The 16,364-nt window shown below is 71.0% G+C and carries 8 protein-coding genes; 2 read left to right on the top strand and 6 right to left on the bottom strand.

The genetic code is table 11. The annotated features are described in order from the left end of the window. Position 1 precedes the first annotated feature (1 nt). The gene (locus tag ACBJ59_RS33620) at positions 2-1,792 is read left to right on the top strand and encodes an FtsX-like permease family protein (RefSeq protein ID WP_375114216.1); all 1,791 of its coding nucleotides are present in this window, start codon (positions 2-4) and stop codon (positions 1,790-1,792) included. 390 nt (positions 1,793-2,182) lie between these two features. Here the strand turns inward: ACBJ59_RS33620 and ACBJ59_RS33625 are convergent, their stop codons facing one another. The 3 genes from ACBJ59_RS33625 to ACBJ59_RS33635 form a co-directional block, all read right to left on the bottom strand. Continuing rightward, positions 2,183-3,340 (bottom strand): ROK family protein, encoded by a 1,158-nt coding sequence (locus tag ACBJ59_RS33625; protein WP_375114217.1) that lies wholly within the window; start codon positions 3,338-3,340, stop codon positions 2,183-2,185. A gap of 48 nt (positions 3,341-3,388) precedes the next feature. Continuing rightward, the gene (locus tag ACBJ59_RS33630; RefSeq protein ID WP_375114218.1) at positions 3,389-4,882 is read right to left on the bottom strand and encodes a glycoside hydrolase family 36 protein; all 1,494 of its coding nucleotides are present in this window, start codon (positions 4,880-4,882) and stop codon (positions 3,389-3,391) included. A gap of 78 nt (positions 4,883-4,960) precedes the next feature. After that, a complete protein-coding gene (locus ACBJ59_RS33635; RefSeq protein ID WP_375114219.1) occupies positions 4,961-6,331 on the bottom strand; it encodes an ABC transporter substrate-binding protein in 1,371 nt (456 codons plus the stop codon). Between the two features lie 145 nt (positions 6,332-6,476). On the opposite strand from ACBJ59_RS33635, the gene ACBJ59_RS33640 reads away from it, so the two are divergent. Continuing rightward, positions 6,477-7,880: a DUF4832 domain-containing protein gene (locus tag ACBJ59_RS33640; protein ID WP_375114220.1), complete on the top strand. Its 1,404-nt coding sequence runs from the start codon at positions 6,477-6,479 to the stop codon at positions 7,878-7,880. A gap of 43 nt (positions 7,881-7,923) precedes the next feature. Here the strand turns inward: ACBJ59_RS33640 and ACBJ59_RS33645 are convergent, their stop codons facing one another. The 3 genes from ACBJ59_RS33645 to ACBJ59_RS33655 all read right to left on the bottom strand — a co-directional run bounded on the left by ACBJ59_RS33645 (position 7,924) and on the right by ACBJ59_RS33655 (position 16,200). After that, on the bottom strand, positions 7,924-8,805 hold the full coding sequence (locus ACBJ59_RS33645) for a carbohydrate ABC transporter permease (protein ID WP_375114221.1): 882 nt from the start codon (positions 8,803-8,805) through the stop codon (positions 7,924-7,926). A gap of 11 nt (positions 8,806-8,816) precedes the next feature. Further along, positions 8,817-9,644 carry a carbohydrate ABC transporter permease gene (locus ACBJ59_RS33650; protein WP_375114222.1) on the bottom strand — a complete coding sequence of 276 codons (828 nt, stop codon included), beginning with the start codon at positions 9,642-9,644 and terminating at the stop codon, positions 8,817-8,819. Positions 9,645-10,140: 496 nt separating this feature from the next. Next, positions 10,141-16,200, bottom strand: coding sequence for an RHS repeat domain-containing protein (locus ACBJ59_RS33655; protein ID WP_375114223.1), 6,060 nt, complete (start codon positions 16,198-16,200; stop codon positions 10,141-10,143). Positions 16,201-16,364: the final 164 nt, after the last annotated feature.

The following is a 16,364-nucleotide window of genomic DNA, read 5'->3' on the forward strand; positions in this document are numbered from 1 at the left end:
CATGGGCTCCATCGTGCTCGTCATACGTCTGGTGCTGGCTGACGTGCGGCGGCACCGGGTCCAGGCCGTGATGCTCCTGCTCGCCGTGACCGTGGCCACCGCCACGATGGCACTGGGTCTGTCCCTGCGCGGCGTGAGCGACGCGCTGTACGAGCAGACCCGCGCGGCCACCGCAGGGCCGGACGTGGTGGCGGTCTCCGGCGACACGGGCCCCGACGTGACCTCGGCCCTGACCTCGCTGGCGAACGCACCTGAAGTGGTCGCCCACCACGGCCCCTATCGCATCGTCTACGCCAACCTCACCACGCGCGGCTCCACGTCGTCCCCGGTGGTGGTGCACGGCTTCGCCGAGACGCCCGGCACGGTCAACCGGCCGCTGGTGACCTCGGGTCATTGGGTACGGCCCGGCGGCGCGGTGGTCGAACGGGGCTTCGCCACCGCGCTGGGCATCGGCGTCGGTGACCGCGTCACCATCGCCGGCCGGTCGTACCCCGTCGTCGGGATCGCCGTGACCGCGGCCACCTCCATCTACCCCTGGGCGGCGCAGATCGGCCCGGGCGGCGGCCCCAGCGACTACACCGGACTGGCCTGGATGACCACATCAGACGCCCGGACGCTGGCGTCGTCCCAGGATCTCCCGGTGACCTCGGCCCTGGACCTCAAGCTGCGCGACCCCGCCGCCACCGAGGCCTTCCGCGAAGCCCACCGCGGCGCCACCATCAGGATCAACTTCCACTCCTGGCAGTTCAAGGCCGAACAGGACATGGTCATCCTCAGGAACAGCCAGCCGATCCTGGTCATCGGTAGCTGGCTGCTCAGCTTCCTGGCCATCACCGGAGTGGCGGCGCTGGCCGCGGGCCGCGCCGTCGAGCAGACGCGCCGGGCCGGGCTGCTCAAGGCCGTCGGCGCCACCCCGGGCCTGATCGCCACCGTCCTGCTCACCGAGTACCTGGCGCTGGCGCTGGCCGGCGACGCGCTCGGGCTGCTGATCGCCCGCCTGACCGCGCCCGCCATCGCCAGCCCCACCGCCAGCCGGATCGGCGACGCCGCCGGGCTGACCGGCGCCACCGTCGCCGCGGCGACCGTGCTCGCCGTGGCGGTGGCGGTGCTGTCCACGCTGCGTCCCACGCTGCGGGCCGTACGTACCGCGACCGTCACGGCGCTGACCGCCACCGCGTACCAGCCCCGTCACCGGCCCTGGCTCACCGCGCTGTCCGCGCTGCTGCCCACGCCGCTTCTGCTCGGGCTGCGGCTGACCGCCCGCCGGCCGGGCCGCGCCGTGCTGCAGGCGTGCTCCACCGCCACGACGGTGATCGCGATCATCGCCCTGCTGGCCCTCTACGCCCAGGCGGAGCGGGGCTACGGCCTGCACGGCTCCTCCGCCCTGCCCAACCTGCGGGGCGAGCTCGACCGCCGGCTGATGCTGGCCGTCACCATCCTGCTGATCGCACTCGCCGTCGTGAACACCATCACGTTCACCTGGACCACTGCCATGGAGGCCCGGGCGAACATGGCCATCGCGCGTACGCTCGGCGCCACCCCGGGGCAGATCTCCGCGGGGCTGTCCGCCGCCCAGCTGCTGCCCGCCCTGCCCGGCGCCATCGTCGGCATCCCCATGGGCATCGCCGTGTTCTGGCTGTTCAGCGCGAGGAACGCGACCGCACCGCCCTTCTCCTGGATGTGCGGCGCCGCGCTCGCGATCCTCCTGGCCACGGCGGTGCTCACCGCCCTGCCCGCACGCCTGGCGGCGCGCCGGCCGGTGGCGCAGGCCCTCAGCGCCGAGACAGCGTGATCGGCCCCCCAGCAGGCGTCGGCAGCGGTGCCCCCCAGCGGGCCGGGCCCCCACCACCCCGCGGAGACCTCATCCGGTTCGTGAGCGACCTGCTGATCCGACTGCTGCGGCCGTCGGTGAGCGGCGCGCCGCCTACTGGACCTTCGCCGGGCTGTCGGCCTTCGCCACCTGGTCGCTGTACATCGGCATCGCCTCGGCCACCGGCGGCGGCCTGCCTGCCGTGCCCGAGCTGTGGACCGGCGCGCCGGTCGTCGCCGGGCCGGCCGCCTGGCGCTCGGGGCGCTGTTCCGGCCCGACGCGGCCGCTGCCGAGCCGGTCGGGCCCGGCGCCGGGCGGGCATGATCCGAGCAGGAGGTCCAGGCCAGGTTTCCGGCGATCGGGACGTGCGAGTCAGGCCTGGAGGGTGATCGGGGCGGGCATCCCGTCCGTGAACAGTCGCGCGTCGACCTGGTCCAGGGCGACGCGCAGCGCGCCGAGGGCGACGCTGTCCGCGCCGAGATTTGACGCCCGGATCTCGGGGACGCGCAGGCAGAGGCGGCCCAGCTCGCGCTCGAAGGGCTCGATGAGGAGGTCCGCGGAGCGGGAGTAGCCGCCGCCGAGAATGACGACCTGCGGATCGAGGGTCAGCACGAGGGCCGCGGCGCCCACCGCCAGGTCCTTGACGTAGCGGCGGAGCGCGGTGCGGGCGTGCTGGTCGCCCTCGCGGGCGCGTTCGAAGACCCAGGCGGCCTTGTCATTGGGGTGGATGTCCTCGGGCACCCCCGGGCAGTTCTCGATGTGGGAGGGGGCGGCGAGCCAGCGGACCGCCTTGAGGGCGCCGATCTCGCCGGCCGCTCCCCCGTACCCGCGCCGCAGGGTGCCGTCGAGGATGAGGCCCGCGCCGGTCCGCATGCCCGCCAGCAGGTAGACGATGTCGTCGGCGTCCTGCGCGGCGCCCTTCCAGCGCTCGGCGACGGCGGCGAGCTTGCAGTCGTTCTCGACCAGGATCGGGCAGCTGAAGCGGGCCGAGAGGTGCTCGGCGGGTGAGACGCTCGCCCAGCCCGGCAGCGGGGTGAACAGCGTGGTGCGACCGGTGGCGTCGACCGGGCCGGTCACGCCGACCGTCACCGCCCAGATCTGGTCGGGCCGCATCCCGGCGTCGGACAGGCACTGGGTGATGGCGGCGTCGACGGCCCGGAGCCGCGCGGCGGGGTCGGCGTCGGGCTCGACCGGGAGCCGGTGGCTGTGCAGCACCTGCCCTTCGAGGTCGGCGAGCAGGACAAGGATCTTGTGGCCGCCGACGTCGACGCCGAGCACGTGCCCGGCACCGGCGTTGAAGCGGTAGCGGCGGGCGGGGCGGCCGACGCTGCTGCCGTCGGGCTCGACGACCTGCACCCATCCGTCGGTGACCAGCCCGCGGACCACGACGTCGGTGCCGGGCCGGGACAGGCCGGTGCGGGTGGCGAGCTCGGTGACGGTGGCGGGTGGCTGACCCCGCATCGCCCGGACGATGCTGAGCGAGTTGATCTCGCGGAGTCTGCTGACGTCGGCTCCGGCCGCCTCGGGCACCCCAACCCCCCAATTATGCTTCGTTATAGCGTAATTCTAACGGCCCTGTCACGTGATCGGATACTGCTGTCCCGGGTCCAGCGCAGTGGCGAAATCGACGGCACGGCCGTCGATGGCGAAACTGTACCGGCCGGTCGGGACGATTTCCGGCTGCTCGGCCAGGTAGGTCGACAGGTGTTCGAGCTCGTCGGCGTTGAGCCACGACGGCGGGTCGGAGACGGCCTTGAAGCCGCAGATCGTGGCCAGGTCCTGCAGCCAGCCCTTCTGCGTCTCGGTGAGCAGGTTGAGCCGGCTGCGGAAGTACACGATGTCCGGGTCGACCTGGAGCAGGCGCGACTGCCACAGCCGGTGCAGCGTGTTCACGACGGCGTTGTAGGCCATGGCGTCCGAGGGGTCGTCGCTGGCGTAGTTGGTCCACAGCGGGGCGACGTCGGGGCCGCTGCGCAGCCCGTCGGCCAGCCCGAGCGAGGGCAGCAGCAGGGCGCCGCTGCCGAGCAGGTAGACCTCCGGGCCCGCGACGCGCCGGATCAGGGCGAGCGCGTCCCGGTAGGCCTGCTCGCGGGGCGCCCCGGAGTGCCGGACGCCGGGGACCGCGCCGGCGTTGACGAAGTCGAGCTTGAGGTAGGTGAAACCCCACTCGTGCACGACCCGGTGGATCATCCGGCTGAGATGCTCCTGGACGCCGGGGTGGGTGAGGTCCAGGGCCCAGTAGGAGGTGCCCCAGTTGTGCCCGGCGACGACCGGCTGCCCGTCGGCGTCCCGCAGCAGGAACTCGGGGTGCTCGTGGGCCGTCGCCGACGTGGGCAGCACGATGAACGGCGCCAGCCACAGGCCAGCCTTCATTCCGGCGGCGCTGATCCGCTCGGTCAGGGCGCGCATGCCGGAGGGGAACTTGTGGTTGGGCTCCCAGTCACCGACGGCCAGCTCCCAGCCGTCGTCGATCTGGACGACGTCGAACGGGAGGCCCGCCAGCGCGGCGATGTCCTTGTTCAGCGCCTCCTCGCTGATGCCTTCGTAGTACGCGTACCAGGTGCACCACACGTTGCCGGCCTGCCGGTCGCTGCTGCCCAGCCGGGCCGCGAGCTGGTCGGTGTAGTGGGCGAAGACCTCCTGCTCGGGACCGTAGGCGAGGAACCAGGGGGCCCCGTCGTCCTCGCACCAGCCGGCCAGGGTGTCGTGGTCGGCGGCCAGGCGCGGGGTGCCCAGCCCGAGTGAGCCCAGCAGCAGCACCTGCCCGTCTGCGCCCTGCAGCGCGGCCACGGCCGAGGAGTGGTGGCGGGCCGGGTCGTCCCAGACCGTGTCGTCCGCGGTCAGGCGCCGCTGGGGGTCGGCGATCCGCAAGGGGGGCTCGCTGAGGCGGCGCCACCCGCACGGGCTCCAGGAGTTCTGGCCGTGCCGATAGAACAGGGCGTCGGCGAGGCCGTGCAGGATCGCGACCCGGCCGGGCGGCAGGACGAGACCGCCGGCGACGGGCGTGGGGGGCTCGGAACCCGTGAGCTCGACCGCGAATTCACGACCGGCCAGGTCGACGAGCAGGGGCATGGTTCTCCTTCGAGCAGCAGTGCCCGTCCGGCGGAAGTGCGGCGCGGATCCCGCCGAACGGGGCAGAGGACGGAACGATCAGGCGAACAGGCTGTTGACCTGCTGGTTGGCCTTCTTCAGCGCCTCGGCGGGCTCGATCTGGCCGAGGATGACCGCCTGCAGGGCGTCCTGCACGATCTGACTGATCTCGGTGCCGTGCTCGGTGATCGGCAGGAGGAACGTGCCGCCGGGGGTCTTGGTGTAGTCCACGTACACCTGCACGTCCCGGCCCTTGGCCTTGTGGGCGGCCAGCGCCTTCTCCGCCGAGGTCTTGATCGCGGGGAACACGACGGCGTTGCCGGCCACCACGTCCTGGCAGTCGGTCGAGCCGAGGTACTTCACCCACTTCCACGCGGCGTCCTTGTTCTCGGTGCCCGCCCAGATGGCGTCCGAGAGGCCGTTGATGGCGCTCTTGCGGGTCCCGACCGGCCCGACGGGCAGCGGCGCGAGCGCGAACTTCTGCTTGGCGCCGTCACCCAGGTACGTGTTGATGGTCCAGGAGCCGGCGATGGTGAGCGCGGCCTTCCCGGAGTTCATCACGGCGTCGATGCCGAGCGTCGACTGCTTGTCGAAGCGGGGCGCGTACCCCTTGTCGGTCAGCGCCTTATACCAGCTGATGGTCTCGATCAGCTTGGGGTCGTCGTACTTGTACTGGGTGCCCCACGGGTTCTTGTCGAGGTAGGTGAAGCCGTTGGCGGCGGCCAGCTCGCCCCAGCCGTTCTGGCCCTGGGAGCCGTCGTTCCACTCCGGCTGGTACCCGTAGACCGCGACGTTGTCCTTGTCGAAGGCCGGGTCCAGGCCGTTGCGGCCCTTCTCGTCGACGGTGAGCTTGGCGATGATCTCCCCGAAGGTGCCGCCGTCGGTGGGGTTCCAGGTCAGGTCGGCCAGCTCCGCGGGCTTGACGCCGGCCTTGTCGAGCATCTCCGCGTTGTAGACGACCGCCTCGGTGTCCCAGTCCTTGGGCAGCCCGTACCGCTTGCCGTCCTTGGTCCACAGGTCGGCGAGCCCGTCCTGGTACTGGGTCAGGTCGACCTTGTCAGCGTCGACGTAGGGCTGGATGTCGAGGATCTGCTGGCTGGAGACGAACTGCGGGTAGTACGACACCTGGTTGGTCCACACGTCCGGGGCCTCGCCGGCCGCCAGCTGCGTGGTCAGGTTCTGCCAGTACTGCGCCCAGGCCGTCTGGGTGATCTTGATGGTGATGTTCGGGTTCGCCTTCTGGAAGGCGTCGGCGCAGGCCTGGTAGGAGGCCATCTGGTTGTCGTCCCACAGCCAGTAGTCGAGCGTGACCTTGCCGCCCTCGTCACCGCCCGCCGGCTCGCCCGTCTCGGAACCGCCGCACGCGGTGAGCGTGGTGCCCGCCAGCAGCGCGCACAGCAGCGCCGCTCCGACCCGCTTCCTATTGATCATCGAGGTGCCTCTTCCTGGGGGATGGGGCCGAGGGCCCGAGAAGTTCCCTCTTGCCTTGTTGGCTCTCTCGAATAATGATGCGGCTCATCGAAAATTTGTCAAGGCCAGCTCATAATGCCTTGGCAATCGTCACGTGGAGGCTTCGATGGTCCACTCTCCGACCGGCCGGCCTGCCCGGATGGCGCTCGTCGCCCTCCTGGCCGCGGCCGTCACGGCGCTGCCCACCCCGAGCTCGGCCTCGGCCGCCCAGCCGGGCTGGCGGAACCTGGCGGCGGCGGAGGCCCCGGACGCCAACCCGCTGGAGGGCTTCATCCCCTACGCCGGCGCCTATACGACGTTCCCCCACTCGATGGAGTGGTTCTACCTACCGCTGAACGCGGTGATGACCGGTGCGCACCGGTTCGACTGGCGGGCGCTGGAGGAGCAGCTGGACGCCATCGCCGCCCGTGGCCACCAGGCGGCCTTCCGCTTCTACCTGGACTATCCGGGCAAGCCCAGCGGCATCCCGCAGTTCCTGCTCGACCAGAACCTGCTGACCCGGCCGTACGACGACTTCGGCAACAACGGGCAGAGCGTGTCGCCCGACTACGACGACCCGAATCTGACCGCCGCGCTCGATCGGTTCATCGCCGCGCTCGGCCGCCGCTACGACGGTGACCCGCGGATCGGGTTCGTCCAGCTCGGCCTGCTGGGCTTCTGGGGCGAGTGGCACACCTGGCCGCACAACGGGGACCCCGGCACGGAGAACTGGTTCGCGTCCCCGGCCGAGCAGCTCAGGGTGCTGGACGCCTACGACAAGGCGTTCGACCGGACCAGGCTCATGGTCCGCTACCCCGGTGCCGACAACAAGGAACACGACCTGGGCTACCACGACGACTCCTTCGCCTACTCCACCCTGCCGGGCCCCGGCTGGCACTTCATGGACCTGATGCGGCAGGCCGGCACCACCGACAAGTGGCGGACCAACACGGTCGCCGGCGAGCTGCGGCCCGAGCTCCAGGGCTGCCTGTTCAACACGCCGATGGACTGTCCCGGCGACGGGGACAAGGACTTCGCCACGAGCGTCGCCCAGACCCACGCCACCTGGCTGCTCAACCACTACGCCTTCAGCCCCGGGTACACCGGCGCCGCCTACGACCAGGCGCTGAAGGGCGCGAAGTCACTGGGTTACGAGCTCAGGGTCACCGCGGTGCGGACCGAGCAGCGGCGCGGCGGCCTCGACGTCGCCGTCCGGATCCGCAACGACGGCGTCGCCCCGTTCTCCTACGACTGGCCCGTCCAGGTGGCCGCGCTCGGCCGGGACGGGCGGATCGCCCGGACCTGGACGACGTCCTGGAAGCTGACCCGCGTCATGCCCGGCGAGCCGGCCGAGCTCACCGCCGCCCTGCCCTTCGACGGACCGGCCGACGGGTTGCGGAAGGGCGAGTACACGCTGGTCCTGCGGGCCGCAAACCCGCTGCGGAACGGCATGCCGCTGCGCTTCGCCAACGCCGGCCAGGACACGACCGTTCCCGGCTGGCTGACCCTCGGGCGGATCCGGGCCTCCTGACGTCACCACGAAAGGGGTGCGGCGCCGGCCGCACCCCGCTTCGTCACTTGATGCCGGAGAAGTTCATCGACTGCACCAGCCGCTTGCCCAGGAAGACGAGCAGGATGAGCACCGGGATGACGGACAGCACCGATCCGGCCATGAGCCCGGTCCAGTCCGGCCCCCGGTTCGGCGACTGCTGGAGGAACACGCCCAGCCCGACGGTGAGCACCCGGGTGTCCTCACCCTTGCCCACCAGCAGCGGCCACAGGTAGTCCTTCCAGCTCCACACGATCGTGGTGAGCCCGATGGTGATCAGCGGGCCGCGGCTCATGGGCAGGACGATCTTCCAGAACATCCCCCACCGGCTGATGCCCTCCAGCGTCGCGGCCTCCTCCACGTCCCGGGGGATGGACAGGAAGAACTGGCGCAGGAAGAACACCGCGAACGGCGTCATCAGCAGGCTGGGCAGGACCAGCCCCGGAAGGGTGTTCAGCAGGTCCAGCTGCTTGACCAGCACGAAGTTGGGCAGGATCGTGAAGATCGGCGGCACCATCAGCGCGGCGATGATGACGGCGAAGGCCAGGTCCCTGCCCGGGAAGCGCAGCCGGGCGAAGGCGTAGCCCGCCATGGCGCAGCAGAAGGTCTGCACGGCGGCGATCAGCCCGCTGTAGATGATCGAGTTCATCGTGTACAGCAGGAAGTTCAGCTGCGCGCCCGACCCGCCCGCGGCCCTGGCCGTCTCGGCGTCCACCAGACCCAGCACCCGCGCGAAGTTGATCAGCGTGGGGTTGTCCGGCCACAGCGCGGTCGAGTTGGTGTAGAGGTCGCCCGCCGGGGTCAGGGCCGTGCGGACCATCCAGTAGAAGGGGAAGACGGTGAGCACGACCGCGACGATGAGGGCGAGCCAGGCGGCCCTCCTGCCGACTCTCATTCCGGAGAACATCCGAAGGCTCCTTAACCCAGGTCCGAACGCGACGCGCGCAGCATCCGCAACTGCATGGTCGTCAGCACGCCGAGGATGACCACGAGGACCATCGCCAGGGCGGAGGCGTATCCCATGTCGAAGTAGGTGAACGCCCGCTGGTAGATGTAGTAGTAGATGACCCGGGCCTCCGGGATGGGCGGTTTGCCGCCGTACACGACCGCGACCGTGTCGAAGATCTGGAACGAGCCGATCAGCGACACCACCAGCACCAGCGCCAGGATCGGCCGCAGGAGCGGCAGCGTGATCGAGCGGAACATGCGCCATTCGCCCGCGCCGTCGATCGCCGCGCCCTCGTACAGGTGTGGCGGTATCTGCAGCATCCCCGCGTAGAGCAGCAGCGCGGTGTAGCCCGTGTAGGTCCAGGTGTTGACCAGAGCCACCAGGGGCATCGCCCAGTCCGGCGAGTTGAAGGAGAGGGTCGTGTCGAGCCCGGTCAGGCCGACGAGGTGGTTGACGAACCCGAGCTCGGGATCCAGCAGCCAGGCCCACAGCAGGCCGATCGTCACGTTCGGCACCAGCCAGGGCACCAGCAGCGTCGCGCGCAGGACGACCGACCGGGTCAGCCGGTGCATCAGCGCGGCCAGCCCGAGCGCGAGCAGCGTCTGCGAGACGATGTTCACGACCACGTAGTAGCCCGTGACCTTGAGCGCGTTCCAGAACTGCCCGTCGCTGACCAGTTGCCGGTAGTTGTCCGCGCCGACGTACTTCGGGTCGGCCAGCAGGCTGTAGTCCGTGAGCGAGTACCAGACGCCCCGGACCGTCGGGTAGGCGTAGAAGACCGCGAAACCGAAGATCACCGGGAGCAGGAACAACCACGCGACCCGGCGATCGTCCCGCCGTCGCCGCGGGCGGCTCTGGCGGCCGAGAAACCCTTGACGCCGGTCGGTCCCGGCATCGAGTCGTGTCCCAACCGCTTGCATGGGCGCTCCCTGTCGACAGCCACTCGCCGGCGTTCCATGGGGCCGGTCGTCGGTAATAATGATGCGAGCTATCGATATTTTGTCAAGGCCTAATCATATCCGACACGACGCTGACCACCCACACCTACCCCTACGCCCCCACGCCGGTGGGGCGGCCGCTGAAGGGCTTCGCCCCCTACCTGTTCCCCGGCGACGACTACGGCGCCAAGTACCCGGGCGGCGGAGTTCGTCGCCGGCCTGCGCGATGACGGCACCCCCGTGGATCTCGTGGACTGAGCCGTACGGCAACGGAGCTCCCGCACCGGACGGTGGTCTTGTCGACACCGTCCGGGCGGGAGCTCCGCTCCTCATCACGCCTGGCCACCCGGCGTGGCTACCCCGGGGGCTCCAGCGGCCTGAGGACCTGCCAGAGGCGCCAGAGGATCGTCGGCGTCTTCGAGGACGGGGTGTCCGACGTGTACGGCTTGGAGGCCGGGCCGTGCCCGGTGCCCTGGTCAGCTATCGTTTCCGTGTATTTCCGGGCGCTCCCCTGGTGGGAGCCTGTGGGATGGACCCTCCCCAACTGCTCGTCGACCGAGCGTCTCTGCGCGTCGGTCAGCCCGCGCGACTGGCTCTGGCCGGTGTTCGGCGGGTTCCGCTGTGCCTTGGGCGGGGACTGCCGTTGGACCGCCCTGCGGCTGGTCGGACGGACGGCGGGCCGATGCCTGACCGTGCTCCGGGGCCTGCTCGCACGCCTGGTCACCGCCCTGCGCGCGGCCGCGGCCCGTCGCCTGGCCGCCGCCGCCCGGCGCGCTGCCGCCGCGGCCCGCCGCCTGGCCGCCGCGGCGGCCGCCCGCTGCCTGGCCAGCGCGGCCTTCTTCCTGGCCGCCTGCGCCGCCCTCTTCTTGGCGGCTTCCGCGGCTCTCTTCCTCGCCGCCTCAGCCGCCTTCTTCCTGGCCGCTTCGGCGGCCCTGCGCCTGGCCGCCTCCAGTGCCCGCCTTCTGGCCGCTTCCGCGGCCCTGCGCCGGGCCGCGGCGAGCGCCGCCCGCCTGGCCGCGGCCTGCGCGGCCCGCCTGGCCGCCGCCTGGGCCAGCTTCCTGGCGATGGCGCGCGCCGCGAGCCGCGCCGCGATGCCGACGACGAACCAGACCAGCTGACCATCGGGGTCGCTCATGGTGACGGGGCTGTTGCTGGCGTAGGCGTAGGCGTTGAGCTGCTGCGGATCGCTCTCGTCGATGATCGGGTCGACCGACAGGAAGCGGCCGTTCGTGGCGTCGTACTCGCGGGCGCCGAGGTGGACGAGCCCGGTGGTCGCGTCCTTGGTGCCGCCGACGAAGCCGCGTTGTCCCGGCCACCAGGACGGTGGTGTCCCGCGGTCCTCGCCGAACGGGGTCTGCCGGCGGATGGCCACGTCTCCGGTGCCGGCGTTCACCATGGCCTGTGCGGTGCCCTGGTGGTCGTTGGCCATGAAGAAGACCTGGTTGTCCGGCGTGCGCACCGCCATGGCCTCGCCGCCGATGGTGTAGTAGCGGGTCTGCTCGACGGCGTCCTTGGCGTAGTCGAGGCGCAGCTCCATGTCGTCGATGTAGAGGGTGGCGTCGGTGGGGGTCTTGCGGAGCAACCGGTCGCCGTCGGCGTCGTAGAGGAACGACGTCGTCTTGCCGGCCTCGGTCACCGACTCCAGGTTGCCCTCGGCGTCCCAGACCAGGCTCTGGTCGGAGGTGCCGACCTTGCGCCTGGTGGTGTTGCCCGCGGCGTCGTACTCGAACAGGTCCGACCCGACGGTCTGCAGCGCGTGCGGCTGCTTGCCGCCCGCCGCGGGATAGGTGAAGGTGCGGACGCTCCCCGCGGTGCCGCCCCAGGCGTGCTTGGTCTCCTGGGTACGGTTGCCGGTGACGTCATAGGCGTAGCTGACCGCGTACGGGGCCACGCCGCCGATCGTGCCGGACTGCGGGCTGCCACTGGCGCAGTCGTCGGTGGCCGTCCACGCCGAGGTCAGCCGGCGCAGATGGTCGTGCTGGAAGCACTGCGTGTCCTGGCCGGCCCTGTCGGCGATCTTGGTGACGTTGCCGGCCGCGTCGTAGGTGTAGTTAAGGTCCAGATCGCTGGCGGCGGCACCGGCCCGGTCCAGGCGCATGCTGCTCAGCCTGCGGGTGCCCTCGTCGTGGGTGTAGGTGAGCCAGGTCTTCCTGGTGCCCTCGCCCAGCTCGTACTGGAGGGTCTCGCCCAGCTTGGAGTAGCGGGCCGCGCTCACGTACGCCGACAGGCCGGTGACCTTGGTCGGCTGGCTGAGCCCGTCGTAGCTGTAGACGACCTGCTCCTCCGCCAGCCCGCCGGCGGCCGGGAAGCTGATCGACTGGACCTGGTCGTCGAGCGTGTAGCGGGTGTTGAGCTGGTAGGAGCCGGCCAGCTTGCCCTCCCGTGCCGGGATGGTCACGGTCTGGCGCAGGGTGCGGTACTCGGCGTCGATGGCGTTGATCTCGGCCGTGTACGCCTGGCCGTCCACGTACCGGATGCTGGCGTTGAGCTCTCCCTTGGCCAGCGCGTCGTACTTCCACTCGGCCAGCAGCGGGCCGCTCGCCGAGCCTTCGCGCATCTGCGTCTTGCGGCCCAGGGCGTCGTAGCCGTACCACAGGGTCTTGCCGCGCGAGTCGGTGGTGGTGACGATCTCGTCGGCGTCGTTGTACGTGGTGGTCGTGACGCCCTTGTCCGGGTCCTCCGTCCTGATCTCCCGGCCGCGCAGGTCGTAGTGGTGGCGCCAGACGTTGCCCGCCGGGTCGGTCACCGTGGACAGCCGGCCGGCGTGGTCGTAGGTGTACTTGGTGGAGTCGTACTCGCCGGTCGGGGTGGCGCCCTTGTACTGGCGCAGCTCGATCAGCCGGTCCTGCGCGTCACCGATCCGGGTCGTCGCCGTGCCGCCCGGCGGCGGGGTGACGTGGAGCCGGTCGCCCTCCTCCTTGGCCGTCACCCGGTACTTCTCCACGCCCTTCACCTTGAGGATCTCGGCGTTGACCTCCCCCGCGCCGTCGAACAACGACACGACCTGGTTGGGGACGGCGGAGTCGGCCACCGCCAGCAGGTCGGTGGACGGCGTGCCCGTGGCGAAGTAGCCGGTGTTGGCCTTGTACTCCTCGCCCTGGGAGTTGTGGAAGGTGTCGGTGATCGTGCGCCCGTCGCGTAGCGCCGGGTCCTGCGTCTGGTCGTCCGTGGGCGCGGGTTCCTGGGTCTGGCGCTCGCGCATCAGGCCGTCGTACAGCTCGTGGCTGGTGGTGTAGCCGCCGTCCGCGCGCAACGTCCTGGTGGTGACGACACTGGGCCCGTCGGTACGCACCGTGTAGGAGAACTCGGTGCTGGGCGACTGCCCGGCCGCCTTGCTGCGGTCGGCCTGCCAGACCTTGATCAGGCGGCCGAGCGCGTCGTACTCCATGTCGACGCGGCGGTTGTTGGCGTCGATCTCGGCGATGGGCTCGCCCCAGGCCGGTTCGAGCTGGGTGCGCTCGACGTGGCCGAGCTGGTTCGTCTCCGTGGTCTCCGTCGCCGGGGCCCCGGCGGCCGGGCTGTAGGTGGTGACGGACTTGGTGCCGACCGGGTCCGTCTCGCTGGTCTCGCGGCCGTAGGCGTCGTAGGTGCGGGTGGTGCCGGTGATCGTCTGGCCGTCGGCCGAGACGAGCTCCTGGACCGTGGTCACGTCGCCCTTGGTCGGCGGCTGGCCGTTCGCCTGGCCGTCGTACTGGATCTTCTCGTCGGAGATCACCTCACCGGCGGCCAGCGTGGAGACCGCGGTGCCGCAGCCGGCGGCGACCGTCTGGACCCTGCTGGGGTAGTCGAGCATCCAGGAGGTGTCATTGCGGGCGTAGCTGTAGCGGGTGCACTCGTCGTCTTCGGTGCTGGCCAGGTCGCCCTTCTCGTCCACCTGGAGCAGCAGGCCCTTGGCGTCGTACGAGCGGTCCTCGCCGGTACGCCGCCACCTGGCCCCGGGCAGCGCGGTGCGGGTGACCATGGACTTGGGCTGGACCACGTGCGCGGCCTTGGTGACGCCGCCCTGCGTGGACTCGGCCGTCTTGACCGACCACGGCTCCTGCGCGGTCGCGGTCAGGAGCGTCCCGCCGTCGCCGTCGAAGAGGATCTCCTCCCGCTCGAACCCGGCGAGCTGGTCGAGGTCGTCCAGCTTGACGCCTTCCGTGTCCTCGACCTGGGCCACCCGCCTGGTGCCGTCGGCCAGCTTGTCGCCGTGCATGCCGCGGAAGAACCGGAACTCCGTCAGCGTGCGCTTGCCGTCCTGCCCGTCGCCCTGGCGGACGCGGACCCGGCCGAAGCCGCGGTAGTCGGCCCAGGTGCGGTGCTCGGGCTTGACCAGGATGTTGTCGGCGTAGTGCCAGGCGGCGCCGTCGAGGTACTCGTAGTCGGTGACCACGTTCGGCGAGCCGGCGACCCGGTCGACCTCGATGGTCTGGGTGACCAGGTACTTGTGGAACCAGTCGGTGACCTCGGCCTCGTTCGGCGGGGCCCAGCGCTGCGGGAAGCAGCGCCTGGTGTTCTTGTCCGCCGTGGGGACGTCGCCCGGCTTGCAGTCGGCCGCCGAGTAGTTGATCCGCAGCTCGCCGCCGGACTCGTTGTTGATCGCCTGGACGCGCCACTTGACCAGCGGGGCGCGCCCTTCAAGGGCGTCCACCCGGTTGGGCAGCTGCACGCCGGTGAACTTCACCGGGGGCAGCGTGATCGTGCCGCCCACGTGACCGGTCTGCTGGACCGAGGCCAGCCACAGCGCCGGGCTCATGCCGTCACCCGAGGCGGGGAACTGGTGCGCCAGCGCCCACGAGTCCACCGGCTTGTACGCGCCGGCGCCGTTGCTGATCTGGGTGGTGACCTTGGCCAGGCGCTTGCGGGTGAAGAACGTCGGCGCCAGGCGGTCGGTGCACGTCACCCCCGCGGCGCAGATCTGGTCGAAGGGCACGTCCGGCCAGTGGCCGGCGGTCTCCTTCTTCAGCTGGTCGGCGGCGCAGGTGATGGTGCCGCTGGGCAGGCAGCGCTCGGCCACCTCGAACACCACGCGAGCGGCCGGCGCCTTGGTGAACAGCTCGCTCTTCAGGTAGCCGTAGTCGATCCGGGTCAGGTATGCGCCGCGCACGTACTGGGTGCCCAGCTCCGGCTTCATGTTGCGGCCGTAGTAGTTCGTCTCGCGCTCGTACCAGTAGGTGGTGGCGTTGCCGTGCGTGTCCACCTCGTAGTCGAGGTTCCACCGGTAGCCCTGCTGGCACCAGGCGTTGGCCGGGGTGCTGTTGTAGCAGGGTTCGCCGCTGTTGTTGCCGAACACCGGCACCGTCTGCACCGACTTGGTCTCCGCCTTGCCGGTGACCCAGCCGGGCAGCCGGTTCAGGCCGAAGGTGTACTGGGTGCCGTCCGGCGTGGTGACCCGCCAGTACTCGCCGTTGTTGTCCCCGTTCGTGGCGCCGGTCAGCGCCTCGATCCTGGTGCCGTCGTCCCGCTTGGGCCGCCACTGCTTGGTGGTGGCGTCCTTGACCAGCTCCACCGAGGAGTCGCCCAGGGACATGGTGGCGTTGTCCTGGTCCCAGCACAGGTCGCCGGTCTTCTTGCCGTCGATCATGCAGGACTTGTAGCGGCGCTCGATGTAGCCGCCCGGGTTGAGCTCGAAGCCCTCCCCCGCCCAGGACGCCTGGTTGTTGGTGGAGGCGGTGCGGCCGTCCACGCTCTGGGAGGAGTAGCCCAGCGACACGCCCGGCTCCTCACCGCCCAGCGCCGGAGGCGTGCGCATCTCGTAGCCCCAGGTGAAGTCGCCCGACTGAGTGCCCACACTCCAGTCGGACGAGGCCGCCAGCGAGGTGGCGGCATGGTCGCCCGACGGGCCGGACGCCGCCGCGGTCAGCGCGTACAGGCCGCCGGTCTCGACCTCGGCGCTCACCGTGCCACTCGTGACGTCGTTGTCGCTCTTCACCGGCTGCGGCTGAGCGCAGCCGGCCGCGCCGGTGAGCGCGCACTCCTCCAGCTTCACCATGCGCAGCCGGGAGCCGTAGTCACCGCCGTAGGCGTACCGGAAGCCGGAGTAGTCCACCTCCACGCGGGTTCTGACCGGCTTGGCCGCGGCCGCCGCCGCCACCCCCTGCCCCGGCGTGACCCGCATCGCCAGGCCGAGCAGGTCGGTGTCGAGCAGCTCGACACCGATCGGGGCCGCCGCCTGGGCCGCCTTGGCCGTCCCCGGCGCCAGCCGCACCGGGAAGCCGGCCGCCAGGGTCCTGGCGGCGGCGCCGCCCAGCTCCGCCTTCTGCGCCTTGGGCCAGGTGACGCCCGGTGGCGCCTTCCACGCCTGTTTGCCGGCCGGATCCTCCAGCGGCGGCTTGACGGGCACCCTCGTGCCCGCCACCGGCGCCTCCTTCTGCACGGCCGGCGCCGAGCGCGGGGCCGCGTAGGCGGGCACGGCGTACGCCATCTCCACCATCAGGACGATCGAGAGAACAGGCGCCAGCCTGCGTGGCCAGCGCGATTCGGGCTTTGCCTCTTCCTTCGCGAAACGATTCCACGACGTGTCCGGGCGATCCGGCTCCTGGGGCGTTTCTCGAAGGCCGTTCCATCGGGATTCGGGCAGGTCTAACTCATCCGGCA

This window comes from Nonomuraea sp. MTCD27 (assembly GCF_041950495.1).
Classification (GTDB): domain Bacteria; phylum Actinomycetota; class Actinomycetes; order Streptosporangiales; family Streptosporangiaceae; genus Nonomuraea.